The organism is Serratia sp. X3 (assembly GCF_014982455.1).
Lineage (GTDB): Bacteria > Pseudomonadota > Gammaproteobacteria > Enterobacterales > Enterobacteriaceae > Serratia > Serratia ureilytica.
Window position 1 is genome coordinate 119991 of sequence record NZ_JADCNB010000001.1, and the last position, 25076, is coordinate 145066.

The 25076-nt window shown below is 62.5% G+C and carries 25 protein-coding genes; 18 read left to right on the plus strand and 7 right to left on the minus strand.

Features of this window, described 5'->3' with window-relative positions:
* Positions 1-196 precede the first annotated feature (196 nt).
* A complete protein-coding gene (gene sixA / locus IMX17_RS00630; RefSeq protein ID WP_004936230.1) occupies positions 197-679 on the plus strand; it encodes a phosphohistidine phosphatase SixA in 483 nt (160 codons plus the stop codon).
* Between the two features lie 69 nt (positions 680-748).
* On the opposite strand, the gene smrB is transcribed toward sixA, so the two are convergent.
* Positions 749-1279, minus strand: a complete 531-nt coding sequence (gene smrB, locus IMX17_RS00635; RefSeq protein ID WP_193549224.1) for an endonuclease SmrB — start codon at positions 1277-1279, stop codon at positions 749-751.
* 170 nt (positions 1280-1449) lie between these two features.
* On the opposite strand from smrB, the gene prmB reads away from it, so the two are divergent.
* The 6 genes from prmB (at position 1450) to IMX17_RS00665 (ending at position 6140) form a co-directional block, all read left to right on the plus strand.
* Positions 1450-2382: a 50S ribosomal protein L3 N(5)-glutamine methyltransferase gene (prmB, locus tag IMX17_RS00640; RefSeq protein ID WP_004936224.1), complete on the plus strand. Its 933-nt coding sequence runs from the start codon at positions 1450-1452 to the stop codon at positions 2380-2382.
* 65 nt (positions 2383-2447) lie between these two features.
* Positions 2448-3533 carry a chorismate synthase gene (aroC, locus tag IMX17_RS00645; protein WP_033643909.1) on the plus strand — a complete coding sequence of 362 codons (1086 nt, stop codon included), beginning with the start codon at positions 2448-2450 and terminating at the stop codon, positions 3531-3533.
* 5 nt (positions 3534-3538) lie between these two features.
* Positions 3539-4366, plus strand: a complete 828-nt coding sequence (gene mepA / locus IMX17_RS00650; protein ID WP_025303719.1) for a penicillin-insensitive murein endopeptidase — start codon at positions 3539-3541, stop codon at positions 4364-4366.
* A gap of 3 nt (positions 4367-4369) precedes the next feature.
* Positions 4370-5176, plus strand: a complete 807-nt coding sequence (locus tag IMX17_RS00655; protein WP_182264097.1) for a sulfite exporter TauE/SafE family protein — start codon at positions 4370-4372, stop codon at positions 5174-5176.
* Positions 5177-5268: 92 nt separating this feature from the next.
* Positions 5269-5826 (plus strand): elongation factor P hydroxylase, encoded by a 558-nt coding sequence (locus IMX17_RS00660; protein ID WP_046896290.1) that lies wholly within the window; start codon positions 5269-5271, stop codon positions 5824-5826.
* Between the two features lie 32 nt (positions 5827-5858).
* Positions 5859-6140 carry a YfcL family protein gene (locus IMX17_RS00665; RefSeq protein WP_182264098.1) on the plus strand — a complete coding sequence of 94 codons (282 nt, stop codon included), beginning with the start codon at positions 5859-5861 and terminating at the stop codon, positions 6138-6140.
* A 40-nt stretch (positions 6141-6180) separates the two neighbouring features.
* On the opposite strand, the gene mnmC is transcribed toward IMX17_RS00665, so the two are convergent.
* Positions 6181-8202 (minus strand): bifunctional tRNA (5-methylaminomethyl-2-thiouridine)(34)-methyltransferase MnmD/FAD-dependent 5-carboxymethylaminomethyl-2-thiouridine(34) oxidoreductase MnmC, encoded by a 2022-nt coding sequence (mnmC, locus tag IMX17_RS00670; protein ID WP_193549225.1) that lies wholly within the window; start codon positions 8200-8202, stop codon positions 6181-6183.
* A 170-nt stretch (positions 8203-8372) separates the two neighbouring features.
* Between mnmC and fabB the strand changes: the two genes are divergently transcribed.
* Both fabB and IMX17_RS00680 read left to right on the plus strand, forming a co-directional pair.
* Positions 8373-9593 carry a beta-ketoacyl-ACP synthase I gene (fabB, locus tag IMX17_RS00675; protein WP_004936203.1) on the plus strand — a complete coding sequence of 407 codons (1221 nt, stop codon included), beginning with the start codon at positions 8373-8375 and terminating at the stop codon, positions 9591-9593.
* A 212-nt stretch (positions 9594-9805) separates the two neighbouring features.
* Positions 9806-10027, plus strand: a complete 222-nt coding sequence (locus tag IMX17_RS00680; protein WP_004936201.1) for a hypothetical protein — start codon at positions 9806-9808, stop codon at positions 10025-10027.
* A gap of 51 nt (positions 10028-10078) precedes the next feature.
* On the opposite strand, the gene apbE is transcribed toward IMX17_RS00680, so the two are convergent.
* On the minus strand, positions 10079-11110 hold the full coding sequence (gene apbE, locus IMX17_RS00685) for an FAD:protein FMN transferase ApbE (protein ID WP_046896291.1): 1032 nt from the start codon (positions 11108-11110) through the stop codon (positions 10079-10081).
* A gap of 152 nt (positions 11111-11262) precedes the next feature.
* Between apbE and IMX17_RS00690 the strand changes: the two genes are divergently transcribed.
* Positions 11263-12375, plus strand: a complete 1113-nt coding sequence (locus IMX17_RS00690) for an SLC13 family permease (protein WP_046896292.1) — start codon at positions 11263-11265, stop codon at positions 12373-12375.
* Here the strand turns inward: IMX17_RS00690 and pepT are convergent.
* Positions 12372-13619 (minus strand): peptidase T, encoded by a 1248-nt coding sequence (gene pepT / locus IMX17_RS00695; protein WP_042785118.1) that lies wholly within the window; start codon positions 13617-13619, stop codon positions 12372-12374. The two genes, IMX17_RS00690 and pepT, sit on opposite strands and share 4 nt — an antisense overlap.
* Before the next feature lie 217 nt (positions 13620-13836).
* On the opposite strand from pepT, the gene IMX17_RS00700 reads away from it, so the two are divergent.
* On the plus strand, positions 13837-14733 hold the full coding sequence (locus IMX17_RS00700; protein ID WP_193549226.1) for an endonuclease/exonuclease/phosphatase family protein: 897 nt from the start codon (positions 13837-13839) through the stop codon (positions 14731-14733).
* A gap of 27 nt (positions 14734-14760) precedes the next feature.
* Here IMX17_RS00700 and IMX17_RS00705 read toward each other — a convergent pair whose 3' ends face one another.
* Positions 14761-16194: a PLP-dependent aminotransferase family protein gene (locus IMX17_RS00705; protein ID WP_193549227.1), complete on the minus strand. Its 1434-nt coding sequence runs from the start codon at positions 16192-16194 to the stop codon at positions 14761-14763.
* Positions 16195-16287: 93 nt separating this feature from the next.
* On the opposite strand from IMX17_RS00705, the gene IMX17_RS00710 reads away from it, so the two are divergent.
* A complete protein-coding gene (locus tag IMX17_RS00710; protein ID WP_033643902.1) occupies positions 16288-16743 on the plus strand; it encodes a rhodanese-like domain-containing protein in 456 nt (151 codons plus the stop codon).
* 4 nt (positions 16744-16747) lie between these two features.
* On the opposite strand, the gene flk is transcribed toward IMX17_RS00710, so the two are convergent.
* On the minus strand, positions 16748-17776 hold the full coding sequence (gene flk, locus IMX17_RS00715) for a flagella biosynthesis regulator Flk (protein WP_046896296.1): 1029 nt from the start codon (positions 17774-17776) through the stop codon (positions 16748-16750).
* 205 nt (positions 17777-17981) lie between these two features.
* Between flk and IMX17_RS00720 the strand changes: the two genes are divergently transcribed.
* The 4 genes from IMX17_RS00720 to IMX17_RS00735 are packed head-to-tail and all read left to right on the plus strand — an operon-like array spanning position 17982 to position 21633.
* On the plus strand, positions 17982-18341 hold the full coding sequence (locus tag IMX17_RS00720; protein ID WP_046896297.1) for a hypothetical protein: 360 nt from the start codon (positions 17982-17984) through the stop codon (positions 18339-18341).
* A 49-nt stretch (positions 18342-18390) separates the two neighbouring features.
* On the plus strand, positions 18391-20427 hold the full coding sequence (locus IMX17_RS00725; protein WP_193549228.1) for a protein-disulfide reductase DsbD: 2037 nt from the start codon (positions 18391-18393) through the stop codon (positions 20425-20427).
* Complete coding sequence (locus IMX17_RS00730; protein WP_046896299.1) at positions 20424-21140, plus strand: DsbA family protein; 717 nt, start codon at positions 20424-20426, stop codon at positions 21138-21140. The genes IMX17_RS00725 and IMX17_RS00730 overlap by 4 nt, the downstream gene beginning before the upstream one ends.
* A complete protein-coding gene (locus IMX17_RS00735) occupies positions 21133-21633 on the plus strand; it encodes a protein disulfide oxidoreductase (RefSeq protein WP_046896300.1) in 501 nt (166 codons plus the stop codon). Before IMX17_RS00730 ends, IMX17_RS00735 begins: the two co-directional genes overlap by 8 nt.
* Here the strand turns inward: IMX17_RS00735 and IMX17_RS00740 are convergent.
* Positions 21630-23096 carry a PLP-dependent aminotransferase family protein gene (locus IMX17_RS00740; RefSeq protein ID WP_193549229.1) on the minus strand — a complete coding sequence of 489 codons (1467 nt, stop codon included), beginning with the start codon at positions 23094-23096 and terminating at the stop codon, positions 21630-21632. The genes IMX17_RS00735 and IMX17_RS00740 overlap by 4 nt on opposite strands.
* Positions 23097-23268: 172 nt before the next feature.
* On the opposite strand from IMX17_RS00740, the gene IMX17_RS00745 reads away from it, so the two are divergent.
* Both IMX17_RS00745 and IMX17_RS00750 read left to right on the plus strand, forming a co-directional pair.
* Positions 23269-24264: a DMT family transporter gene (locus tag IMX17_RS00745; protein ID WP_182264104.1), complete on the plus strand. Its 996-nt coding sequence runs from the start codon at positions 23269-23271 to the stop codon at positions 24262-24264.
* Positions 24265-24420: 156 nt separating this feature from the next.
* Positions 24421-25050, plus strand: coding sequence for a CatB-related O-acetyltransferase (locus IMX17_RS00750; RefSeq protein ID WP_182264105.1), 630 nt, complete (start codon positions 24421-24423; stop codon positions 25048-25050).
* Positions 25051-25076 lie beyond the last annotated feature (26 nt).

A 25076-nucleotide genomic window follows, 5' to 3' on the forward strand; every position in this document is an offset into this window, starting at 1 on the left:
ATCGAGGTTTGCCCGGGGAGGATTGCTGTAAAAAACAGCATTTTCTTTACGCAAACTTTCAGGCAAAATGCCCGGCCGCCATAAAGAGACGGCGCGTTATCGTTTTAAAGCTTTGGCTTTGGGGTTGTAAAACTCGGCGGTACAGCACGCACGGCGTTTCTGTATAGCGTTACTTTGTCAACAACAGCGGTGCAATATGCAAGTTTTGATTATGCGTCACGGAGAGGCGGCGCTCGAGGCAGCCAGCGATGCGGTAAGGCCCCTTACCCTGTGCGGCCGCGACGAGTCCCGTCAGATGGCGGCCTGGTTGAACACCAAGTCTGTGGATATCGAACGCGTGCTGGTCAGCCCCTATCTGCGGGCCGAACAGACGCTGGCGACGGTGCGTGAAGCCTTGACGCTGCCGGAGGGCGAAGAAGTGCTGCCCGAGCTGACGCCGGGCGGGAACGCCGAACAGGTCGGCAGCTATCTTCAGGCGCTGGCGATGCAAGGGGTGAGCTCGGTGCTGATCGTGTCGCACCTGCCGCTGGTGGGGTATCTGGTGGCGGAACTGTGTCCGGGCGAGTGCCCGCCGATGTTCGCGACCTCGGCGATCGCCAACGTCGATCTGCCGGCGGACGGCAGCTACGGCAAATTTGAATGGCAGGTCAGCCCGTCGCAGGTGATGGCCAAAGTGTGAGCCGCGGATGCGGTGCGGAATAAACTCAGGGCGATGTCTGACATCGCCCTGAGTCGTTTCTGCGGGAGGCTATTCTGCCAGCTCCACCAACAGCAGAACGGCGGCGTTGCCGCCCCATTCCTTCGGCGCCTGATGGAACGCCAGCACGTCGGGATGCTGCGCCAGCCACAGCGGCGTTTGCTGTTTGAGAATGTGTTTGCCGTGCCCGTGCATCACGCAGGCGCAGTGCACATGCTCGCGTTTGCAGGCGGCGATCAGCGCCCCCAATTCCTGCTTGGCCTGCAGCTGAGTCAGGCCGTGCAAATCAAGAAACAGCTCCGGCGAATAATCGCCGCGTCGCAGCTTCTTCAGCTCATACGGGCTGCTGCCGAGGCGCACGTAGCGCGTCGGGCCTTCCTCTTCCAGCTGCGGCTGATATTCATCTGAAAAATAATAGCTGGCATCGACCTGCTCCTGCAGCAGCCGCTGCGGCGCAACCTGTTTCACCTTGAGCTTCGGCGGGCGGTGGACGATGGTGTCCTGGCGCAGCTTTTTTGCGCCCGCCACCGACTCTCTGAAGAGCTGTTGTTCGTCTTTGCTCAGAGGGGGCTTGTTCTTCATGCTTCATTCACCGGAAATCGTTTATTTCGCTAGTTTACCTTGTGAATGAGCGCTGTCGACGCAAAACTCGGGCCAGAGTGAAAAGCGCGAGGGGCGCGCGTGATTTGTCGCGGGCTTCATGGCAAACTATGCGGCTAAATCATGAAACACAGCGCCTGCCGGAGGGCAAATTGGACAAAATTTTCGTCGACGAAGCAGTGAACGAACTGCACACCATTCAAGATATGCTGCGCTGGACGGTAAGCCGTTTCAACGCCGCCAATATCTATTATGGTCACGGAACCGACAATCCGTGGGACGAAGCGGTGCAATTGGTGCTGCCAAGCCTGTTTCTGCCGTTGGACATTCCGGAGGACATGCATACCGCTCGTCTGACTTCCAGCGAGCGCCATCGCATCGTTGAGCGCGTGATCCGCCGCGTCAACGAGCGTATCCCGGTCGCCTACCTGACCAACAAGGCCTGGTTCTGCGGCATGGAATTCTACGTCGACGAACGCGTGCTGGTGCCGCGCTCGCCGATCGGCGAGTTGATCAACGATCGTTTCAGCGCGCTGATCCCGCACCCGCCGCGCCATATTCTCGACATGTGCACCGGCAGCGGCTGCATCGCCATCGCCTGTGGCTACGCTTTCCCGGAAGCGGAAGTGGACGCGGTGGACATCTCCAGCGACGTGCTGGCGGTGACCGAGCGCAATATTCAGGCGCACGGCGTCGAGCACCAGGTGATCCCGATCCGTTCCGATCTGTTCCGCGACGTTCCCGCGATCCAGTACGATCTGATCGTCACCAACCCGCCGTACGTCGATGCGGAAGACATGTCGGATCTGCCGCAGGAGTTCCGCTTTGAGCCGGAACTGGGGCTGGCGGCGGGCAGCGACGGCCTGAAGCTGGTGCGCCGCATCCTGGCCTGCGCGCCGGACTACCTGACCGACGACGGCGTGCTGATTTGTGAAGTGGGCAACAGCATGGTACATCTGATGGAACAATATCCGGACATCCCGTTCACCTGGCTGGAATTCGAAAACGGCGGCGACGGCGTGTTCATGCTGACCAAACAGCAGCTGGTGGATTGCAAGGATCACTTCAGCCTCTATCGCAGCTAAGCCGCATTTCCAAGGCCCGCATGGCGGGCCTCATAACGATAAAAGACTAACGGTAAGGAGCCGTGATGGCAGGAAACAGTATTGGGCAGATTTTCCGCGTCACCACCTTCGGTGAATCTCACGGGGTGGCGCTGGGTTGTATCGTCGACGGCGTGCCGCCCGGCATCCCGCTCACCGAAGCCGATTTGCAACACGATCTGGACCGCCGTCGTCCGGGCACCTCGCGTTACACCACCCAGCGCCGCGAACCGGATCAGGTGCGCATTCTCTCCGGCGTATTCGAAGGCGTGACCACCGGCACCAGCATCGGTCTGATCATTGAGAACACCGATCAGCGCTCGCAAGATTACAGCGCCATCAAAGACGTGTTCCGTCCAGGACATGCCGACTACACCTACGAACAGAAATACGGTCTGCGCGACTATCGCGGCGGCGGCCGCTCTTCGGCGCGTGAAACCGCCATGCGCGTCGCGGCGGGCGCTATCGCCAAGAAATACCTGCAGCAGAAATTCGGCGTGCAGGTGCGCGGCTATCTGGCGCAGATCGGCGACGTGACCTGCGAGCTGAAAGACTGGGATCAGGTCGAACAGAACCCGTTCTTCTGCCCGGATCCGGACAAGCTGGAAGCGCTGGACGAACTGATGCGCGCGCTGAAAAAAGAGGGCGACTCCATCGGCGCCAAGGTCAGCGTGATTGCGGAAAACGTGCCGGTTGGCCTGGGCGAGCCGGTGTTTGACCGCCTCGATGCCGATCTGGCGCACGCGTTGATGAGCATCAACGCGGTGAAAGGCGTGGAGATCGGCGACGGGTTCGCCGTGGTGACCAAACGCGGCAGCGAAAACCGCGATGAAATCACCCCGGAAGGCTTCCAGAGCAACCATGCCGGCGGCATTCTCGGCGGCATCAGCAGCGGCCAACCGGTGATCGCGCATCTGGCGCTGAAGCCAACCTCCAGCATCATGGTGCCGGGCCGCACCATCAATCGCCATGGGGAAGCGGTGGAAATGGTGACGCGCGGTCGCCACGATCCGTGCGTGGGTATCCGCGCCGTACCGATCGCCGAAGCGATGATGGCGATCGTGTTGATGGATCACCTGTTGCGCCAGCGTGCGCAAAACGGTGATGTGGTTTCCGACGTGCCTCGCTGGTAATCGCCATGAAAAACTGGATGTTGGGCCTGGTGGCCCTGACGGCCTCCGCTTCCGCCATGGCGCTGACGCCGTGGCAGAAAATCGACCATCCGGTGGCCGGCGCGCCGCAGGCGGTGGGCGGTTTCGCCAACGGCTGCATCATCGGCGCGCAGCCGTTGCCGCTGAATTCACCGGATTATCAGGTGATGCGTACCGACCAGCGCCGCTATTTCGGCCATCCGGATCTGCTGGCGTTCATACAGCGCCTCAGCAGCAAAGCGAACCAGAAAGCGCTGGGCACGGTGCTGATCGGCGACATGGCGATGCCGGCCGGCGGGCGCTTCAGCAGCGGCCACGCCAGCCATCAGTCTGGGCTCGATGTCGACATCTGGCTGCAGCTGCCGCGCCAACGCTGGAGCGCGCAGCAATTGCTCAAACCGCAGCCGATCGACCTGGTGTCGGGCGACGGCAAACAGGTGGTGGCGAGCCAATGGCAACCGCAGATTGAGTCGCTGATCAAACTGGCGGCGCAGGATGCGGACGTGACGCGCATCTTTGTCAACCCGGCGATCAAGCAGCGTCTGTGCCTGGACGCCGGCGCCGATCGCGCCTGGCTGCACAAGGTGCGGCCGTGGTTCGGCCACCGTGCGCACATGCACGTGCGTCTGCGTTGTCCGGCCGGCAGCCTGGAGTGCCAGGAGCAGGATACGCCGCCGCCGGGCGATGGCTGCGGTGCCGAACTGGCGAGCTGGTTCGTACCGCATCAGCCGAACGCGAAGCCGGGCAAACCCGTGCCGCCGCCGTTACCGCCGACCTGTCAGGCATTGCTGGATCACCATTTCTCAGCGGAATAACACATGGACTGGTTCGTCATTGGCCCCGAGATGCTCGGGGTGTTGTTTGCGGTAGCGCTGCTGGCGGGGTTTATCGACTCCATCGCCGGCGGCGGCGGATTACTGACGGTGCCGGCCTTGCTGGCAGTGGGGGTTCCTCCGGCGCAGGCGCTGGCGACCAATAAGCTGCAGTCGGTCGGCGGCTCCTTCTCCGCCAGTCTGTACTTCATTCGTCGGCGAGCGGTGAACCTCAACGACCAGAAGCTGACGATTTTTCTGACGCTGACCGGCTCGATCGCCGGCGCGATTCTGGTGCAGCATATGCGCGCCGATTTGCTGCGGCAGATGCTGCCGCTGCTGGTGATCGGCATCGGTCTCTATTTCTTGTTGATGCCGCGACTGGGTGAGGAAGATCGTCAACGCCGCCTCGGCGCCTTGCCGTTCGGGCTGGTGGCCGGCGGTTGCGTCGGGTTTTACGACGGTTTCTTCGGCCCCGGCGCCGGCTCATTCTACGCGCTGGCCTACGTAACGCTGTGCGGTTTCAACCTCGCCAAGTCCACGGCGCACGCCAAAGTGCTGAACTTTACCTCCAACGTCGGCGGGTTGGCGCTGTTCATCATCGGCGGCAAGGTGGTGTGGAGCATCGGTCTGGTGATGCTGGTGGGGCAGGTGCTGGGGGCGCGTCTGGGCGCACACATGGTGCTGACCCGCGGCCAGAAATTGATTCGGCCGATGATCGTGATCGTCTCGCTGGTGATGAGTCTCAAGCTGCTTTACGACAATCACGGCGCAGAGATTCAGCAGTGGTTGACGGCCTTCGCGCACGGTTGACGATGAAAATGGGCGCCGTTTATGCGCCCGTATCCCCCCGCCGGTTATCGGGTATAATGGCCTCTTTATTTTTGTGGTTATAGAGTTTTTTTATGTCAGACACGCAGACCCGCCATCACTATGAGCAGTTGATCGAGATCTTCAATCGCTGCTTCAGCGATGACTACAACACCCGCCTGGTGAAGGGCGACGACGAACCGATCTACCTGCCGGCCGACGATGAACTGCCGTATCACCGCATCGTGTTTGCCCACGGCTTCTACGCCAGCGGCCTGCACGAAATTTCGCACTGGTGCATCGCCGGTGACGCGCGCCGTCAATTGGTGGACTTCGGTTATTGGTATTGCCCGGATGGGCGGGACGCGCAGACCCAGAGCGAATTTGAAGCGGTAGAGGTCAAACCGCAGGCGCTGGAATGGATGTTCTGCGTGGCGGCCGGTTTCCCGTTCAACGTCAGCTGCGACAACCTGAACGGCGACTGCGAGCCGGATCGCATCGCGTTTCAACGCAAGGTGCGCGCCCGGGTATTGGCGCTGCTGGAGCAGGGAATACCCACAAGGCCTGCGCGCTTTATTCAGGCGTTGCAATCGTTCTACAATACGCCACCGTTGGCGGCCGAGCACTTTCCGTATCCGGAAGATCTCAACTGACGCCACAGCCCGTTATTTAATGAGGAAATTTGATGATCGCAGAATTTGAAGCGCGCATTTTGGCGCTGATTGATGACATGGTAGAGCACGCCAGCGATGATGAACTGTTTGCCGGTGGCTACCTGCGCGGTCATCTGACGCTGGCGGTGGCCGAGGCGGAAGAGCAGGGAGAACACACCGCCGAAGCGCTGAAAGCGCGGGTGGAGGATAGCCTGCACAAAGCGATCGCCGCCGGGGAACTCTCGCCGCCGGATCAGATCCTGGTGCGCGGCATGTGGGAAAACCTCTATCAGGCTGCAACCCCTGCCGCCTGATCGTCATGCCGGGGCGCGTCGCCGCGCCCCTCAAGGTTGATTAAACCGCACGTCCTTTCAGCAATTTCCGCACCCACATCCGATTCGGATTCAACGCCGCCAGCAGGCGTGCATCGCCCGGCAACGGCTCGCCGAACAGCTGCGCCGCCAAAATTTCCGCCGCCAACGGCGCCGAACACAAGCCGCGCGAGCCTAACCCGCCGATAGCGAACAGACCGGGATAGACCGGCGCATCGGCGACGGTTTCGCCGCGCTGGTTCTGCCGCTGCAAGTCCCGATACTGCGCCAGGGTGGCCTGATAGTCCGGCAGCGCGCCGACCATCGGCAGATGATCGCGAGTGGCGCTGCGCACGCCGCAGCGCGCCTGATGCGCGCTGACGTCCACCTGCTGCGGCCAGGCCTGCTCAGGCAGGCAGCGCAGCAGGCGCTCGCGGTTCTCCTGTTGCTCCTGCTCGCGGTAGTCGGTGGCGGTGTCGCCGCGTTGGTAGCTGGCGCCGATGCAGTGGTGGCCGTTGTTGGCGTTGACCGGCGTCAGGTAGCCGTCGTAACACAATACCTGTTTCAATTGACCGAGGGCCGGCGAGCTTGGGATATGCGACACCTGCCCGCGTACCGAATACAGCGGCAGAGCTTCCGTCGGCGCCAGCTCGGCCAACCGATGGCCGTTGGCCAGGATCACCGTGGCATGGCGCCGGCTGTCGCCGTTGGCGAAATCGATGCGCCAGCCGTTTTCTTCCTGGGTCAGCGCCTGCGCATCGTGCCGGTAGTGGCAGACCAAGCCCTGACGCTGCGCCAGCGCGATAGCGCCGCGCGTCAGTTCGGCCGGGCAAAGCCAGCCGCCTAGCGGGTAGGTGATGCCGCCAAAGCCGGTATCGACGCCGCACCGTTCGCTGAGCGTCTCGCGGTCGGCCGCCATCGCCAAGGCCTGCGGCCAGTCGGTTTGCAGCATATTGGCGATCTTGGCGCCGCTCTTTTCGTCATAGGCCAACTGGCTGACGCCGCACCACTGGTGATCAAAGGCGACGCCTTGTTGCAACAGGGCATCGTACTGGCGGCGGGCGAAGGGAAACGCAGCGCTGAAAAAGCTCTCCAGCGCGTCGCCGCTGCCGTTGAGCAAAGGATAAATCGCACCCTGGCGGTTGCCGGATGCGCCCTCGGCCGCCTGCTCATCGGCGCAGTACAGCTTGACGGTGGCGCCGCGGCGCAGCAAGGCCAGCGCGGTGAGCGCGCTGGCGACGCCGCCGCCGATCAGGGCGATGTCGGCGGTGTTGTCCGCCGCCGGGCGTCGATACCAGGGCGCCGGATGTGCGGCGGGCTGCGCATCGGCCGGGAGCTCGCCGGCGAGCATCTCACGCTTTTGGCCGAAGCCTTTGCAGCGGTTGACCTGAAAACCGGCCTGTTGCAAGCCGCGGCGCACGAAGCCGGCGGCGGTAAAGGTGGCGAAGCTGCCTCCCGGCCGGGCGAAACGCGCCATGGAGGCGAACAGTTGATCGGTCCACATGTCGGGGTTTTTTGCCGGCGCGAAACCGTCGAGGAACCAGGCATCCACCTGGTTATTCATGCTGGCGTCAAACTGCGGCAGCAGATCGTTGACGTCGCCGAACCACAGATCGAGCGTAATGCGGCCTTCGGCTAACAGCAGGCGATGGCAACCCGGCAACGGCAGCGGCCACTGGGCGCGCAGCTCGTCGGCATAAGGCGCCAACTCCGGCCAGCGCGCATGCGCCGCCGCCAGGTCAGCCTGCTGCAGGGGGAATTTTTCGAAGCTGATAAAGTGCAGGCGCTGCAGCGTTGCGTCCGGCTCGGCCTGGCGAAAGCCGGCGAAGGCCTGCCACAGCGTGAGGAAATTGAGTCCGGTGCCGAACCCGGTTTCCGCCACGACAAACAGCGAGCGCGGATGGGCGGCGAAACGTTGCGGCAGCCGATTGCCGTGCAGGAAGACGTAGCGGGTTTCTTCCAGCCCATCCTGATTGGAAAAATAGACGTCATCAAACTGTTTCGAAACAGGTGTACCCTGTTCGTTCCAGGTTAGCGTTGCGGTTTGGATGGGGGCGTGGTTCACGGTCAATGGCTCGAAATTCAAGGGATGCCGCGAATTCTAACGGCGCTGGCGCCCCGGCGCAAACTGGACAACAATAAAGCTGAAAAACGCTGATCGGACTTGTTCGGCTTACATCTGTACGCTAAAGTGCGATGCAAAATCCCGTAGGTAAATAGTGGAAGAGGTATTGAATGAAACGTGCAGTGATTACTGGCCTGGGAGTTGTCTCCAGCATTGGTAATAACCAGCAGGAGGTCCTGGCAAGCCTGCAGGAAGGACGTTCTGGGATCACTTTCTCCCAGGAGCTGAAAGATTCCGGCATGCGTAGTCACGTATGGGGGCAAGTTAAGCTCGACACTACCGGCCTGATCGACCGCAAGGCGGTGCGTTTCATGAGCGACGCTTCCATCTATGCCTTCCTGGCGATGCAAGAAGCGATCGCGTCTTCCGGCCTGAAGGAAGAAGAGTATCAAAACAACCCGCGCGTAGGCCTGATCGCCGGTTCTGGCGGCGGTTCTCCGCGCTTCCAGGTGTTTGGCGCCGATGCGATGCGCAGCCCGCGCGGTCTGAAAGCGGTTGGCCCGTACGTGGTGACCAAGGCCATGGCTTCCGGCGTTTCCGCCTGCCTGGCAACGCCGTTCAAAATCCACGGCGTGAACTACTCCATCAGCTCCGCTTGTGCGACCTCCGCGCACTGCATCGGCAACGCGGTTGAGCAAATCCAGCTGGGCAAACAGGACATCGTGTTCGCCGGCGGCGGCGAAGAGCTGTGCTGGGAAATGGCCTGCGAGTTCGACGCGATGGGCGCGCTGTCCACCAAGTACAACGACACGCCGGAAAAAGCGTCCCGCACCTATGACGCCGATCGTGACGGTTTCGTCATCGCCGGCGGCGGCGGCATGGTGGTGGTTGAAGAGCTGGAGCACGCGCTGGCGCGCGGCGCGCACATCTATGCGGAAATCGTCGGCTACGGCGCGACTTCCGACGGCGCCGACATGGTTGCCCCTTCGGGCGAAGGCGCAGTGCGCTGCATGAAGATGGCGATGCAGGATCTGGATGCGCCGATCGATTACATCAACGTGCACGGCACCTCTACGCCAGTAGGCGACGTGAAAGAGCTGGGCGCCATTCGTGAAGTGTTCGGCGACAATACCCCGGCCATCTCCTCCACCAAGGCGATGACCGGCCACTCGCTGGGCGCCGCGGGCGTGCAGGAAGCGATCTACAGCCTGCTGATGCTGGAGCACGGCTTTATCGCGCCGAGCATCAACATCGAAACCCTGGATGAACAGGCGGTCGGCATGAACATCGTGACTCAGCCGACCCAGCGCGAGCTGACCACCGTGATGTCCAACAGCTTCGGCTTCGGTGGCACCAACGCCACGCTGGTGATGCGCAAACTGGCGAAATAATTCCGCCGGCGCGTCATTCCGCTAACAAGCCCGCGTTTTCGCGGGCTTTTTACTGCCCGAAGCCCACCGGCCGGGCGCTCGGAGTTTTCCCAAATCACATCCCCTGACACATCATTACCTCGCCATTACACGCGTTGGGCATACAATAGCCAGGTAGCGTGATTATCGCTCGGCGTAGCTTTCTAAAGTGATCGAACATTGAGGCAAGAAGTATGAAAAAGTTAATTGCGGTTGGGTTACTGTCGGCCGTATTGGCCGGATGCGCCACCGATTCTCCCTGCGTGCCGGTCTACGATGACCAGGGGCGTCTGGTGCACACCAACACCTGTATGAAGGGCACCACTCAGGATAACTGGGAAACCGCGGGCGCGATCGCCGGCGGCGCGGCGGCGGTTGCCGGTCTGACCCTCGGTATCATCGCGCTGACCAAGTGATCGGCGCGGAACAGGAATAAGCCCGGCCATTGCGCGCCGGGCTTTTTTATCTCACTGCACTAAAAATGCTTTGAACTGCGGCGTCATCACGGCGCTGAAACCGTCGTCGGTTTTGCTGATCAGGTAGACCGCCAGCCCTTTCTCTTCTGCAAGCTGCAACGCTTTCTCCGGGCCCAGCACCATCAAGCCGGTATCCCAGCCGTCGGCCTCGAGCGCGGTCGGGGCGATCACCGTGGCGGAAACCAGCCGGTGGCTGATCGGCCTGCCGGTGGTCGGATCGATGACATGGGAGTAACGCTGGCCGTTTTGTTCGAAGTAGTTGCGGTAGCTGCCGGCGGTGCTGATGCCGTAACCGTGCAGATCCACCAGCGCCTGCACTGCGTTTTCACGGTCAGTCGGCTTTTGGATCGCCACCCGCCAGGGTTTGCCCTGGCCGTTGACGCCGCGCGAAGAGACCGCGCCGCCTACCGACACCAGGTAGTTGGTAATGCCGTGACGGTTCATCAGGCGCACCAGCTCATCGGCGCCATAGCCTTCGCCCAGCGTCGAGAGATCGACATACATGCCCGGCAGATCTTTTTGCAGCCACTCCCCGCGACTGTCGCTGATCAGCTTCAGGTGCTGCAGGCCGATGTTCTGCTTCGCCGCGTCGATCTGCGCCTGTTCCGGCACCTTGACCGGATGCTTGTCTGGGCCAAATCCCCACAGGTTCACCAGTGGGCCGACGGTGATGTCCATGGCGCCGCCGGTATCGCGGCCGATGCGTTGGGCCATCAATACGATATCCGCCATGCCGCGCGGGATAGGCTGCGGCTCGAGGCTGGCGCTGCGGTTAAACCGCGATAGCACCGAATCGGCGCGGTAGGTAGAGATATCGTCGTTGGCCCGTTCGAGCACCGTGTCGATCTGCCGCTGCAGCTCTTGTTTGCCGATCGCGACGTCACCGCTGACCTTAACGCTGTAGAAGGTGCCCATGGTCTTGCCGTCGATATCGATTTGCGGGCGAGAGGCGGGATCGTCGCAGGCGGCGAGCAGGGCGCATAAGGCGCTGAGCAACGCCCCTTTGGCGAGCAGGGAAGCCATAACATGTCCTTTGAAACCGTGAAAGCCGCTACAAATAAAGTAAAGCGCGGCAAATGAAAAGCGAATAAAGGTAAAATAGCATTTTGCTGGCGCTGAAGCCGCGTCTGAGCTAACGTCTGCCCATTCTTTTCGGTGAGGTTCACACTGCCGCTATGAGTTCAACCGCCATTTCTCGGCTTATCCACCCCTTTGTCAAAGATCGCTTCTTGCATGCATTGCTGCTGGCCGGCGTGGCGATGTTCGCTTTTCATCCGCAACCGCTGTCGGCGCTGGGTGGTTTCATCGACGGCCGTACCCTCATCACCCTGTTGGGGCTGATGCTGCTGACCAAAGGGGTGGAGGTCAGCGGCTACTTCGATTTTGTCGGCCGCAAGATTATCAACCGCTTGCACAGCGAACGGCGGCTGGCGCTGTTCCTGGTGTTTTCCGCCGCGCTGCTGTCGTCGTTTCTTACCAACGATGTGGCGCTGTTTATCGTCATTCCGCTCACCATCACGCTGAAAAAGCTGTCGGCGCTGCCCGTTGGCCGCTTGATCATCTTCCAGGCGCTGGCGGTGAACGCCGGTTCGTTGCTGACGCCGATCGGCAACCCGCAAAATATCCTGCTGTGGAGCCGCTCCGGCCTCTCTTTCCTCGGTTTCATCGGCCAGATGGCGCCGTTTGGCGTCGCAATGATGTTGAGCCTGCTGGTGCTGACTTGGTTCAGCTTCCCGGCGCGCGACATCGTGAAAACGCCGAATACCGAGGGGTATCCCTACCAGCGGCCGCTGTTGCTGAGCTGTGTCGGGCTGTATGCGGTTTTCCTGCTGTGTCTCGATTTCGATCTGCCGTTGTACGGGCTGCTGGCGGTGTTCGTCGGTTTCTTGCTGCTGGCGCGCCGAGTGCTGTTGCAGATCGACTGGAGTCTGATTTTCGTGTTCGCCGCCATGTTCATCGATGTCGGCCTGTTTACCCGTTTGCCGCCGCTTCAGCCGGCGTTCGCCGCCATCGCCGGGCTGAGCGAGGGGAGCGTGTATGCGTTGGGCGTCGGGCTATCGCAGATCGTCAGCAACGTGCCGGCCACCATACTGTTGCTCAACTATGTGCCCTCCAGCGCTCAGCTGGCCTATGCGGTCAACGCCGGCGGCTTCGGGTTGGCGATCGGATCGCTCGCCAACCTGATTGCGCTGCGCATGGCGGGGGAGCGCAAGATCTGGTTGCGCTTCCACTATTATTCGCTGCCGCTGTTGGTATGGGCCGCGTTGCTCGGCTGGGTGATGAGCTAAGCCGGTTGGCCGCTTTGCCGCGCGGCCAGCAGGCAAATGCTGCGGGTTACCTGATAGGATTTCACGAAGGCGCTGACGGGTAAAAACTCGAAGCGCGAGTGAAAGTTATGCGCGCCGGTGAAGTAATTGGGCGTCAGGATGCCGCGGCTGGAGAGCGCCGCGCCGTCGGTGCCGCCGCGCATCGGGATCACCTTCGGCGGGATGCCGTGGGCGGCGAGGGCGCCGAAGATCAGATCGATGGCGCGCCGGTCCTCGCCGATGGCGTTGCTGATGTTGCTGTAGATGTCGCTGACGCTGCAGCTGACGTTGGCCCGCGGATAGTTGGCCGCCACCTGGCGCACCGTTTCCTCAAGGCGGGCCTTGCGCGCCTCGAACGCCGCGCGATCGAAGTCGCGAATCGACACCTTCAGCGTCGCCTGATTGGCGTTGGCGGCCAGATCGGTGAACCAGAAATAGCCCTCGCGCCCTTCGGTGTGCTCCGGAGTATCCTGCACATCGAATCGGTTAATGATGTCGTTGGCGATGCGTATCGGGTTGATTAATACGTTTTTCGCCGACATCGGGTGGGCGGTCACCCCCTCGATGCGGATCTCCGCCGCCGCCGCGTTGAAATTCTCGTACACCACTTCACCCAGTTCGCAGCAGTCGATGGTGTAGGCGAAATCGACGGGGAAACGCTGCAGATCCAGCGCCTTGGCGCCGCGCAGGCCGATTTCTTCGTCCGGCACGAACGCCACCACGATATCGCCGTGGCGATCGGCCGCGGTCAGGTTGGCCAGCAGCGTCATCACCACGGTGACCGCCGCCTTATTGTCGGCGCCCAGCACGCTGGTGCCGTCGCTGAACAGGATCTCTTCGTTCCGGTAGGGCAGGATCTCCGGATGCTCGGCGGTACGCAGCCAGATGTCCTGCTCGGCATTCAGGCATAAATCCTCGCCGGTGAAGCGCAGGCGCTGCGGGCGAATTTCGGGCGACAGGCCGACGTCCACGGTGTCGATATGCGTGATGAAGCCGATGCGCGGCGCGCCGGGTTGGGTGCCGGGCTTGCGGGCGGTCACGGTGGCGTGCTCGTCGATCTGCACGTCGGCCAGGCCGAGCCGGCGCAGCTCGTCCGCCAACAGTTGCGCCATCTCATGCTGCCCCGGCGTGCTGGGCAGGGCGGTTGCGGCGGCGTCGCTCTGGCTGGTCACCGCCAGATAGCGGAAGAAACGTTCGGTAAGCTGTTCGGCAATCGGGCTGGTCATCGGAACTCCTCGCGGTTGGCAATCTACCGGTTTTAAAACGAAATCAGCCGTTTGTCCAACGGTGCAATGCGTAAACCGCCAGAATGCGAAGCATCGCGCAGAAACGAAAAATAGCGGTGCAACTAGGAAATAGTCGCAGGTTTCTGCGGCAAAATCGGTGTTAGCTGTGGGCCAGGAAGCGCCCACATAACACTTATCTGTCCCTCAAGGAGAATTCATGCACACCGGTCACGCTCTGCTTATCACCTTACTGTCCCTGGGCATCTCTCACAGCGCCTGGTCGTCTGCCGATACCGGGCACGCCAACAGCAACGCCAACAGCCGCGAAGTGGCCAGCGCGTTGGGCGGCCTGAAGAACAAAACCTACGAACTGGAGCAGGCGCCGAAGATCCGCGTCGCCAGCTTCAATATCGCCGCCGGCAAGGTCAGCGACATGACCGCCATCGCCAAGGCGATTCGCGCGATGAACTTCGACGTGGTGGCGCTGCAGGAGGTGGATAAACTCACCGCTCGCAGCGGGCGGGTCGATCAGGCGGCGGAACTGGCGAAGCTGACCGGCATGCAGGCGGTGTTCGGCCGGGCGATCGATTTCGACGGCGGTGAATACGGCCTGGCGTTTCTCTCGAAGTATCCGCTGCACGACGCCGCGATCTATCCGTTGCCGTCCGGCCAGCGCGAGCAGCGCATCGTCTTCAGCGCCAAGGTCGATGTGCCGGAGTTCCCGACGCCGATCACCCTGTTCAACACCCATCTCGACACCAAGGAAGATCCGACGATGCGTCTGGATCAGGTGCGGGAGCTGAACGATCGCACCATCGAAGTGCGCGGCATCAAACTGCTGTTCGGCGACATGAACGACGTGCCGGGCAGCGTCACCTGGCTGGAGCTGAGCCGCTATTGGAACGACATCATGCCGGACGGGCAGGACGGCCGCAGCTGGCCGGCGGAAAACGCCGAAATCAAGGTGGATTACATCTTTAGCGGCAATGCGCAGCGTTGGCATCTTGACAGCCTGACGGTGCCGAACGCCAGCGGCGATTGGAACGGCGTGCACTGGCCGGCGGTGAGCGATCACCTGCCGCTGGTGGCGGAGATGCGCCTGACCGAGCAATAAACCGGCCGGTGTCTCTTCGGGGCAGGGCTAAGCCGCGGCGATCCGAGCCAGCCGCTCGACGGCGCTGCGGATCTCGCCCGGCGTCAGGGCCGAAAAACCCAGCAGCCATCCGTCTCGCTGGGCCTGAACCGTTTGGTATTGCGCCGTTAACCCGGGCGTAAGGACGCCGAGCCGCCGCGCCTGTTGGCTGAGTGCCGCCTCCCGGCCGGGCGGCAGCCAAACGCTGAGCTGCAGGCCGCCGGCGGCGGGAGCGGCCGTGGCGAAGTGGCTCAGCTTTTCGCGCACTTCCGTCAGCAGCACATCGCGCCGGCTGTGATAGAGCTGGCGCATGTAGCGAATATGCGCGGCGAAGTGCCCCTGGCGGATGAACTCGGCGGTCACTGCCTGCATCAATTGCGCGCTGTGGCCGTCATAGACCGTGCGCGCGGTGACGAAGGGAGCGACCAGCGCGGGCGGCACGATCAGGTACGCCAGCCGCAGCGAAGGGAACAACGATTTGGAGAAGGTGCCGAGATAGAGCACCCGGCCATGGCGATCCAGGCCTTGCATCGCCGGGATCGGCAGCCCGTCGTAGTGAAACTCGCTATCGTAATCGTCCTCGATGATCCAGGCCTGTTGCCGCTCCGCCAGCGCCAGCAACGCCAAGCGGCGCGCCAGGCTGAGCGCCGCGCCGGTCGGGTATTGGTGCGAGGGCGTCAGATAAATCAAACGCGGATCGGGCAAGGAAGGTTCTGCTCGCAGGCCGTCGCCGTCTACCGCCACCGGCGTCAGCGTGGCGCCGGCGCTGATAAAGGCGTTTCTCGCCCCGGCGTAACCCGGCTCTTCCATCCAGACACCCTCACCGCTGTCCAACAGTAAGGTGGCGATCATTTGCAGCGCCTGCTGCGAACTGGTCAGCACGATAACCTGGCTCGCATCGCAGACTACGCCGCGCGTTTGGTTGACGTGGGCGGCAATCGCTTCGCGCAGCGGCAGATAGCCTTGCGGATCGCCGTAGCGCAGCAGGCTTTCTCCCTGCAGGCGCAAGCGTTGCGCGGTCAACTGCTTCCACAAGGCCAGCGGAAACGCGCGCAGGTCCGGCGAGCCGGCAGCGAAGGCCTGAGGGTGCTGCGGATCGCGGCAGCCGCCGGTTTGCACGATCTGTTGGCCGCGCCGCGAAAGGCGCGGCATGGCGGTGCGGGTCGCCGGCGGCGGCGATTTGGCGATGCGGATAGCCACATATGTGCCCTGGCCGACGCGGCGCTGCAAATACCCTTCCGCCTCCAACTGGCCGTAGGCGGCTTCGACGGTCACCCTTGAGAGGTTCAGATCCCCAGCCAGCACTCGGCTGGAGGGCAGCCGTTGTCCGACGCTCAATGCGCCGCGGTGGATGGCCTGCCGCAATGCCGCACACAGACGTTCGCGCAGCGTGCCGATGGCTTGGGGCGATTGCTGAAACAGCGTGATCAGCGTGTGCCGCATAATGGGTCTTATCATGAGTAAAAAATGGGTATCAATCATAAGACCAAAATCGGGCACTATTGTCATCTGTCTTGAAAAACGGGAGTGAGTGATATGTCGAAAGAATCCTTGGTGCTGGCCTTTCCGCCGGCAGCGCCGGAAGAGAGCCTGGCCTATCTGGCGGCCAAGCTGAGCCGCTATGCGGATGCCTGGGACGTGGCGGAAGATTTGCGCAATGGCGTGGACGGGATGGTGGTGATCGACACCCGTGCGGAGGCGCTGTACGCCGCCGGGCATATCCCCGGCGCGCTCAGCTTGCCGCATCGCCTGATGGATGAAGCCGGCACGGCGCACCTGGATCGCCAAAAGGTGTATGTGACCTACTGCGACGGCATCGGCTGCAACGGTTCCACCAAAGGCGCCTACAAGCTGGCGAAGTTGGGGTTCAGGGTGAAGGAGTTGATTGGCGGGCTGGATTTCTGGCTGCGCGACGGCCATCCGTTGGCTATCGGCGAACTGCCGGGGTCACTGCGCTCCCGGGCGGCCGCAGCGGACTGCGGCTGCGCCTGAGGCGTTAAAACACCAGCGCCAGCACGACGGCCAACGCCAGCAGCAGCAGGATCAGCGCCACGGCGGGCTTGCTCAGCGCTTTTTGCAGCGGCAGAGGCAGGGCGGCGATCAGCGGGTTGAGCAGCGGCTGCGGTTCGACAGGAGGGCTGGCGATCGGCTGCGCCTGGCCGGCTTTCTCCAGGCGGCGGGCAAACAGCTGATGAATGGCGTCGCTCATTTGCGGATGCGTCAGCGGCGCGTTGGCGCCGCAGTTGAAGCGCGTCTGGCAATAGTCGTTCATCTGCTGCAGTTCTTGCTCATCCGCCGGCTGTTTGAGCGCCGCCAGCAGGTTGTTCAGCGTTGGCGCGTTCTGCGGGCTGAGCGCCACCTTCACCTGTAAAAACTGGTTCAGCAGCTGGAAGTGGCGTGCCGGCAGCGGATCGTTGGTTTTCACGCCCGCCAGATCGAACAGCGTTTGCCAAATTTTAGCCGGCGCTTCACCGGTCGCGGCGCTGAGTTTGGTGACCTGCTGCTGCAGGCTTTGATGCTCTGCGGGCAGCAGCGGGCGATCGCTGGTGGCGGTTTGCTGCGGTTGGGGAATGGTCAGGCCGCCGGTCTGCAACAGATTCAGCACCTGCTGCAGCTGTGGTGGGCTTAACTGGCTCAACACCGTATGGCCGAACCGTTGACGAATAAAGTCACTGACCGCCTGGCGATTATTGCCCTGCGGCAGCAACTCGGCCAGCTGTTGCAGCAGTTGGCGCCCGGCATGGTTTTGCTGCGCCTGCGTCAGGCGCGTTTGCAGCAGCTGTTCCGCCGGTTGAAAATGGCGCGCCAGCAGTTCGCCGCCTTTGTCGGCGCCGAGATCGTGACGCAGAGACGCCCAGATCTCCGCCGATTTTACCGGGCTGAGCGTCATGATTTTCACGATCAGTTTTTCCAGCGTTGTGCGCTGCGCCGGAGAGAGGGGTTGATCGTCAGTGGCCGCCGTTTTGCCCGGGGAAGGGGGGCGCTCGCCGGCGATTGGGGTGCCCGGCCCACTCAAAGGTTGCATATCACCAGTCCTTCGCTGTGTATCCCCGCAGTGTGTCTGGAGGAGAGAATCGTCATCGTACCCGGCGAAAAGCGCAGGTTTACCCTCTATGATACCTGTAATTCGCCGCCATCAATACCGCCGCTCAGACATTTCTTTACCGACAAAACGTTGCTAATCGCGTCTGCGCCGCTAAGATAACCCCAGATCTGAACATGAGGATGGCATGGTTAAACGGCAGCGGATTGCAAAATGGTTTTTATGCCTGGCTTGCCTGGTGGTGCTGACGTGCATGACCCAGCGCATGGCGGGCCTGCATGCGCTGCAGCAAACGCTGGGGATCCCGGCCGCTACCGCCGTTCAATCCAGCGACGCTGCCGAAGCGCAGCCGACGCCCTGTGAACTGAGCGCCAAATCATTGCTGGCCGCGCCGCCGGTAATGTTCGAAACCGTGCTGTTCGGGCTGGGCCTGCTGCTGGCGCTGTTGGCGCCGAGCATTGCCGCGCGTCTGCGCATTCCTCCTCCTCGCGCCATTTCTCCGCCCACCCTCAGGGTGCACCTTCGATTATGCGTCTTCCGTGAATGAGTTAATCGCCCGTTTTTCGCGGTGAATTAATCATTTATGGAGAATTAACATGTTGAAAATTATCAGGCTGGCCTGCGCTTGCCTGTTTATGCTGTGGCTGCCCGCCTTGCAGGCGGCGGACAGCGGCTGGTTGCAAAATCCGGCCAACGATCATGCCAAGGTGCGGCTGCGCGCCGACACGTCACAGCCGGGAGAGACCCGTCTGCTGCTGTCGGTCGAGCTGCAAAAAGGCTGGAAAACCTACTGGCGTTCCCCGGGCGAAGGCGGCATCGCGCCGGCTATCGTCTGGCAAGGCCACCCGCCGCCGGCGACCTGGCACTGGCCGACGCCGCAGCGTTTCGAGGTGGCCGGCATTTCCACCCAGGGCTATCACCATCGGGTCACGCTGCCGATCGTGATGCCAGGCCCGGTATCCGGCCCGTTGGCGGGCACTCTGACGCTGTCCACCTGCAGTAATGTCTGCATTCTGACCGACTACCCGTTCAGTCTGGATCTGACGGCGCCGAACGATCCGCAGTTTAATCACGACTTCGCGCAGGCGATGGGGCAGGTGCCGATCGCCGCCGGGTTGGCGGAAAGCGTCAAGGCCGGTTACCGCAGCGGCGAGCTGCAGATTGCCGCCGAACGCGCCGACGGTTGGCAGCGGCCCGCGCTGTTCTTCGATACGCTGGCGGATGCCGATCTCGGCAAGCCGCAGGTTGAAACCGACGGCGATCGGTTGCTGGCGCGAGTCCCGGTCAGCGATGGCTGGGGAGAGGCGGCGCCGGATCTGCGCGGAAAAACGCTGACGCTGGTGATCGACGACGGCGGCATGGCGCAGCAGATTACGCTGCCGATTGGCGATCCGCTGGCCGCGCCCGCCGGTGCGGCGTTCCCGTTATGGCAGGCGGTATTGATGGCGCTGGCGGGCGGGGTGATCCTCAACCTGATGCCGTGCGTGCTGCCGGTGTTGGGCATCAAGCTCGGTTCTATCCTGCAGGTGGAGCATCGCGATCGGCGCAGCGTTCGTTTGCAGTTCCTGGCGTCGTCGCTGGGCATCGTCGCCTCGTTTATGGCGTTGGCCCTGCTGATGACGCTGCTGCGGCTCGGCAACCACGCGCTTGGCTGGGGCATTCAGTTCCAGAATCCGTGGTTTATCGGCTTTATGGTGCTGGTGACGCTGCTGTTCAGCGCCAACCTGTTTGGCCTGTTTCATCTGCGCCTCTCGTCCGATCTGAACACGTCGCTGGCCACCCATAACGGGCACGGCCTGAGCGGCCATTTCTGGCAGGGCGCCTTCGCCACGCTGCTGGCGACGCCGTGCTCGGCGCCGTTTCTCGGCACGGCGGTGGCCTTCGCGCTGGCGGCGTCGCTGCCGGTGCTGTGGGGCATGTTCATCGCGCTCGGCATCGGCATGAGTCTGCCGTGGTTGCTGATCGCCGCCTGGCCTTCGCTGGCGCTGCGCTTGCCGCGCCCCGGCCGCTGGATGAATACCGTCAAGCTGGCGATGGGGTTGTTGATGCTGGCGTCGTCGCTGTGGCTGCTGAGCCTGCTGAGCAATCATATCGGCATGCAGGCCACGCTGTGGCTGGGGGCGCTGGCGCTGCTGGCGTTGCTGCTGGCGGTGTGGCGTCAGCAGGGGGCGCGCTTGGCGGTCAAGCTGGCGGCGGGCACTGTGGTGCTGGCGGGTGTGGCCTTGCTGGCCGGTTCGCTGACCGCCGGTCTGTGGTGCCAGCCGTTGCAGGATCGGGTTCAGTGGCAACCGCTGAGCGAACAGGCGATCGCCGAGGCGCTGGCGCAGCATAAACGGGTGTTCGTCGACGTGACCGCTGACTGGTGCGTGACCTGTAAAGCCAACAAATTCAATGTGCTGCTGCGCGATGACGTACAGCGGGCGTTGAGCGCTGATGACGTGGTCGCGCTGCGCGGCGACTGGAGCCGCCCGTCGGCCGACATCAGCGCCTTCCTGCAAAAGCGCGGCAGCGTCGCCGTGCCTTTCAACCAAATCTATGGCCCCGGCAGCCCGGACGGCGAGGTGTTATCCCCGCTGTTGACCCGTGACGCCGTGCTGCAAACGCTTTCCCATGCCAAAGGAACCGAACAATGAAAAAGCTACTGATTTTACTGATGATCATCGCCGCCCCGGTGTGGGCCGCCGAGCCTTTCACCCCGGCGCAAGAGGCGCGTATCAAAGAGATGATCCGCGAAACGCTGGTGTCCAACCCGGACATTCTGGCGCAGGCGGTGGACGCCTGGCAGCAGCAAACCGCAGGCCAGCAAATCAGCCAGGCTATCAAGCAGAATGCCAAAACGCTATATCAGGATCCGGCCAGCCCGCGCCTGGGCGCCGCCAACGCCAAACTGACGCTGGTGACCTTTACCGACTATAACTGCCCGTACTGCAAGCGGTTTGATCCGATGCTGGAGAAAATCGTCAAGCAATACCCGGATGTGGCGCTGGTGGTGAAGCTGTTGCCGTTCAAGGGCGAAAGTTCGGTCAGTTCGGCGCGTGTGGCGCTCACCACCTGGCAGCAGCACCCGGAGCAATTCTGGGCCTTGCATCAGCGGTTGATGGCGAAAAAGGGCTTCCATGACAACGCCAGCATCGCCGCCGCGCAGGAGAAAACCGGCGTCAAGGCGGTGGCGCCGAGCGAACAGAGCATGACCACGCTGCGCACCAATATGGCGTTGGCGGAACAACTGGGCGTACAAGGGACGCCGGCGACGCTGATCGGCGATCAGATGCTGCCAGGGGCGGTGTCCTATGAAGAGCTGGAAACGATGGTGAAGCAGCAGCTGGCGAAGGCCAACCATGGCTAAGCTCAAGCGCTGGGGGCGCGAGTTGCTGCTGCTGGCGCTGATCGCACTGGCGGTGATCACGGTGATGGATTGGCTGAACGCGCCGCAGGCGCCGCCGGCCTTCGATGCCCAGACGCTGACCACGTTGGACGGCGAGCGCGTGTCGTTGGCGCAGCTCAGTCATGAGCGGCCGCTGCTGGTTTACTTCTGGGCCAGCTGGTGCGGCGTTTGTCGTTTCACCACGCCGGACGTCGCCCGTTTGCAGGCGGCGGGCGGCAACGTGCTGACCGTCGCGCTGCGATCGGGCGACGATACCCAGGTGAAACAGTGGCTGGCGCGCAAACGGCTGGCGCTGCCGGTGGTCAACGATCCGGCCGGCGCGCTGTCGGCGCAGTGGCGGATTGGCGTGACGCCGACCTTCGTGGTGGTCTCGCAGGGCAAGGTGGTGCAGAGCACCACCGGCTGGACCAGCTACTGGGGAATGAAGCTGCGGCTGTGGTGGGCCGCCGTCTAACCGGCGTTTTTCTCTGCTATCACTTCCTCAATCGCCCGGCCCAGCCGGGCGATGCCTTCTTCAATCTGCGGCGGCGAGTTGGCGGCGAAGTTTAGCCGCAGACTGTGCGCGCCCAGCTGTTCCTGGGCATAAAAGCATTCGCCGCGCGCGAAAGTGACGCCGTGCCGCCAGGCCACCGGCATCAGCTCGGTGGTAGTCACCGCCTCCGGCAGCGTCAGCCAGATAAACAAGCCGCCTTGCGGCGTTTCGAAACGGCACCCCGGCGGCAACCGCCGCTGCAACGCGTCGATCATCACTTCCAGATGCAGGCGATAGACGCGCCCGGCGCGCCGCAGCTGCTTGTCGTAACGGCCGACGGTGACAAACGCGTCCAGCGCACGCTGGATCAGGCTGGAACTGGTGAAGCTGTCAACGTGCTTGCGCCGCGCGAAGCGCTGATAGTGCTCGCTGTCCGCCACCAGATAGCCGATGCGCATGCTGGGCAGCAGCATTTTGGAGAAGGTGCTGACGTAGATCACCGCGCCCGGCTGCGCCAGCGCACGCAGCGACGGCAGCTGTTTGCCCTGGTAACGCAGATCGCCGACGAAATCGTCCTCCAGGATCACCACGCCGGCCCGTTGGGCGATCGCCAGCAGGCGCCGCCGGCGAGCTTCGCTCAGGCAACGGCCGGTCGGGTTGTGGAAGTTGGGGATGGTGTAGATCAATTTGGGGCGGTGGCGTTCCAGCAACTCGGGCAATCGTTCGACCAGCATGCCGTGGCGATCGCCGGGCACGGTAACGATATTGATGCGGTGCTGGCGCAGCAGGCCCAGCGCTTCGGCGTAGGTCGGTTCTTCGACGATCACCGTATCGCCCGGCGCCAGCAGGCTTTGCACCACCAGGCTGATGGCATGCTGCGAGCCGTTGGTGATCAGCACCTGTTCCGCCTGCGTGGGGATGCCCTGTGCGCTGAGGATGCGGCTCAGCGTATCGCGCAGCGGGTAGTAGCCGCAGTATTCGCCGTAGCTGAAGGCCTCTTCCGCGTGGCGGCTGAGCACCGACAGCAGCACTTTGCGAAATGCCTCCAGCGGGAACACCTTAGGGCTGCCGACGCCGGCGGCGAAGTTGATCAGCCCCTCCGGCAGCGGGGCGTCGGCATAGCCGTCCAGCCGCGAGGTGAGGGTGGTGAAGTTCTCCAGCGGGAAGGGGGCATCGCTGGTCGGCCGGGCCGGGCGCGTTTGCGTCTGCGGGTGCGCAACATAGGCGCCGCTGCCGCGTCGCTGGTGCAAAAAGCCCTTGGCCGCCAGTTCGGCATAGGCGTTATCCACCGTCAAACGGCTGACCGCCAATTCGGCCGCCAGCGTGCGCGTCGAGGGCAGCTTGTCGCCATCCACGAACACGCCGGTGAGGATGGCGCGCCGCAGCGCTTCTTCGATCTGTAAATAGAGCGGAACGTCCTGCTCGCGATCTAACGGAATGTGCATGCGAAATTGGCCCGGTTAGGGAGAGAGCTTTTTACTATACCCCATGTCGACAGGGCTTCAAGCGCAGAAAAGTGGCCTGCATGACAAGGCCGAAAAGTGGCTATAGTGGGAAAATATGGCCGCGTTACACTGTGCGCCTGAGCATTTATGTCGCCATTTTCCCGAGGATCTCATGTCATTACCGTCAGGCGTTTCCGCCCGGCCTTTGTTGCCCGGCGCGCGTCTCTTGCAGGGCAGCCGCCAGGGTTACGTCATCGCCATTATCAGCGCCATGCTGCTGGCCTTTACCGCCATCATCATCCGAGCGCTGACCGAATACTATCACATGCCGACCTTCGTGCTGGCGTTCTGGCGCGCGGCGCTGGTGGCGCTGGTGCTGTTGCCGCTGCTGTTGGTGGTGAAACCGCAGTGGGCGCGCCTGCGCCGTGAACAGGTATTGTTCTACGCGCTTTACGGGCTGCTGCTGGCGCTGTTCAACAGCCTGTGGACGCTGTCGGTGGCGCTGAACGGCGCATCGGTGGCGACCATTCTGACCTACTGTTCGGTGGGCTTTACCGTGTTCCTCGGCTGGGTGATGTACAGCGAACGCCTGACGCTGCGCCAGCTGCTGGTGATCGCCATCAGCCTGGGCGGTTGTTTCCTGGTCAGCAACGGCGACAGCATGGGCAATCAGCACTTCGACTTGTTGGGGCTGCTGGTGGGGATGCTGTCGGGCATCGGCTATACCCTGTATACCCTCGGCGGGCGGGTGGCCAGCGAACGGGGCTATCCGGTGTGGAACACCATTTTGTACGTTTTCGGTTTTTCGGCGCTGTATCAGCTGGTGTTCAATGCGGCGCTGACGGCGTTCCCGCTGGCGGCGTTCCACGGCATGGCCGGCGATCTGTGGTTCCTGTCGCACGGCGCGCAGGGCATTCAGTGGAGCGGCTGGCTGTTGCTGCTGGCGCTGGCCGCCGGGCCGACGCTGTTGGGCTTCGGGTTGTATAACATCAGCCTGAAAACGCTGCCGCTGGCCGTAGCCAACCTGATCCTGTCGTTGGAGCTGGTTTTCACCGCGGTGATCGCCTATTTCCTGCTGGGGGAAAACATGAATCAGCTGCAGCTGCTGGGCAGCGCGTTGGTCATGGGTGGGGTGCTGCTGTTGAAAAGCAAGACCGCCGAGGCGTGATCGGTTACCATTTCGCCTCGCAAGAGAGGCGGTAATCATGAATAACCCGAGATTGAAACGAGCGCTTATCGCTTGATGGGCCGTGTTGAGTGAACGACAACACGGCCACAGACATTCCGTTCCGTGGCTTTTATTCCCGTAACAAGAGAATACGCCATGTCCGAAAAACACTGGTCCAACACCGAACTGCTGCATCAGACGGTGACCAACCCGAATATTATCGTCAAAGGCACCCACAGCTACTACAGCGACTGCTGGGATAACGGTTTCGAACGCTCGGTGGTGCGCTATCTGCACGGCGACGCGGTCAGCCGGCAATGGCAGCCGCTGGGCGAAATAGATCGCCTGCTGATCGGCGACTATGTCTGCATCGCGGCCGAAGCGGTGATCCTGATGGGGGGCAATCACACCCATCGCATCGACTGGTTGAGCCTGTACCCGTTTATGGCAACCATCAAACAGGCGTACCGCCCCAAAGGCGATACCCGGCTGGGTGACGGTTGCTGGATTGGCATGCGGGCGATGTTGATGCCAGGGGTATCGATAGGCGAAGGGGCGATCGTCGCCGCCGGCAGCGTGGTGACCGGCGATGTTGAACCTTATGCCATCGTCGGCGGCAATCCGGCGAGGTTTATCCGTTGGCGATTCGCGCCGGAAGTCATCGCGCGCTTGCTCGCCTTGCGCATCTATGAGTTGCCTGAGGCGGACTTCGCGGCGATCCAGCCGTTGCTTGCCGATGACGATATCGATGCGTTGGAAAGGGGAATGGCGGCCCTGGGCCGTTAAACACAACGGGCGGGAAATTCCCGCCC

Excerpts from the sequence above, each read along its gene's own strand:
- sixA (WP_004936230.1), top strand. The coding sequence starts at position 197 with ATGCAAGTTTTGATTATGCGTCACGGAGAGGCGGCGCTCGAGGCAGCC.
- smrB (WP_193549224.1), bottom strand. The coding sequence starts at position 1,279 with ATGAAGAACAAGCCCCCTCTGAGCAAAGACGAACAACAGCTCTTCAGA.
- aroC (WP_033643909.1), top strand. The coding sequence starts at position 2,448 with ATGGCAGGAAACAGTATTGGGCAGATTTTCCGCGTCACCACCTTCGGT.
- mepA (WP_025303719.1), top strand. The coding sequence starts at position 3,539 with ATGAAAAACTGGATGTTGGGCCTGGTGGCCCTGACGGCCTCCGCTTCC.
- IMX17_RS00655 (WP_182264097.1), top strand. The coding sequence starts at position 4,370 with ATGGACTGGTTCGTCATTGGCCCCGAGATGCTCGGGGTGTTGTTTGCG.
- IMX17_RS00660 (WP_046896290.1), top strand. The coding sequence starts at position 5,269 with ATGTCAGACACGCAGACCCGCCATCACTATGAGCAGTTGATCGAGATC.
- IMX17_RS00665 (WP_182264098.1), top strand. The coding sequence starts at position 5,859 with ATGATCGCAGAATTTGAAGCGCGCATTTTGGCGCTGATTGATGACATG.
- fabB (WP_004936203.1), top strand. The coding sequence starts at position 8,373 with ATGAAACGTGCAGTGATTACTGGCCTGGGAGTTGTCTCCAGCATTGGT.
- IMX17_RS00680 (WP_004936201.1), top strand. The coding sequence starts at position 9,806 with ATGAAAAAGTTAATTGCGGTTGGGTTACTGTCGGCCGTATTGGCCGGA.
- apbE (WP_046896291.1), bottom strand. The coding sequence starts at position 11,110 with ATGGCTTCCCTGCTCGCCAAAGGGGCGTTGCTCAGCGCCTTATGCGCC.
- IMX17_RS00690 (WP_046896292.1), top strand. The coding sequence starts at position 11,263 with ATGAGTTCAACCGCCATTTCTCGGCTTATCCACCCCTTTGTCAAAGAT.
- pepT (WP_042785118.1), bottom strand. The coding sequence starts at position 13,619 with ATGACCAGCCCGATTGCCGAACAGCTTACCGAACGTTTCTTCCGCTAT.
- IMX17_RS00700 (WP_193549226.1), top strand. The coding sequence starts at position 13,837 with ATGCACACCGGTCACGCTCTGCTTATCACCTTACTGTCCCTGGGCATC.
- IMX17_RS00705 (WP_193549227.1), bottom strand. The coding sequence starts at position 16,194 with ATGCGGCACACGCTGATCACGCTGTTTCAGCAATCGCCCCAAGCCATC.
- IMX17_RS00710 (WP_033643902.1), top strand. The coding sequence starts at position 16,288 with ATGTCGAAAGAATCCTTGGTGCTGGCCTTTCCGCCGGCAGCGCCGGAA.
- flk (WP_046896296.1), bottom strand. The coding sequence starts at position 17,776 with ATGCAACCTTTGAGTGGGCCGGGCACCCCAATCGCCGGCGAGCGCCCC.
- IMX17_RS00720 (WP_046896297.1), top strand. The coding sequence starts at position 17,982 with ATGGTTAAACGGCAGCGGATTGCAAAATGGTTTTTATGCCTGGCTTGC.
- IMX17_RS00725 (WP_193549228.1), top strand. The coding sequence starts at position 18,391 with ATGTTGAAAATTATCAGGCTGGCCTGCGCTTGCCTGTTTATGCTGTGG.
- IMX17_RS00730 (WP_046896299.1), top strand. The coding sequence starts at position 20,424 with ATGAAAAAGCTACTGATTTTACTGATGATCATCGCCGCCCCGGTGTGG.
- IMX17_RS00735 (WP_046896300.1), top strand. The coding sequence starts at position 21,133 with ATGGCTAAGCTCAAGCGCTGGGGGCGCGAGTTGCTGCTGCTGGCGCTG.
- IMX17_RS00740 (WP_193549229.1), bottom strand. The coding sequence starts at position 23,096 with ATGCACATTCCGTTAGATCGCGAGCAGGACGTTCCGCTCTATTTACAG.
- IMX17_RS00745 (WP_182264104.1), top strand. The coding sequence starts at position 23,269 with ATGTCATTACCGTCAGGCGTTTCCGCCCGGCCTTTGTTGCCCGGCGCG.
- IMX17_RS00750 (WP_182264105.1), top strand. The coding sequence starts at position 24,421 with ATGTCCGAAAAACACTGGTCCAACACCGAACTGCTGCATCAGACGGTG.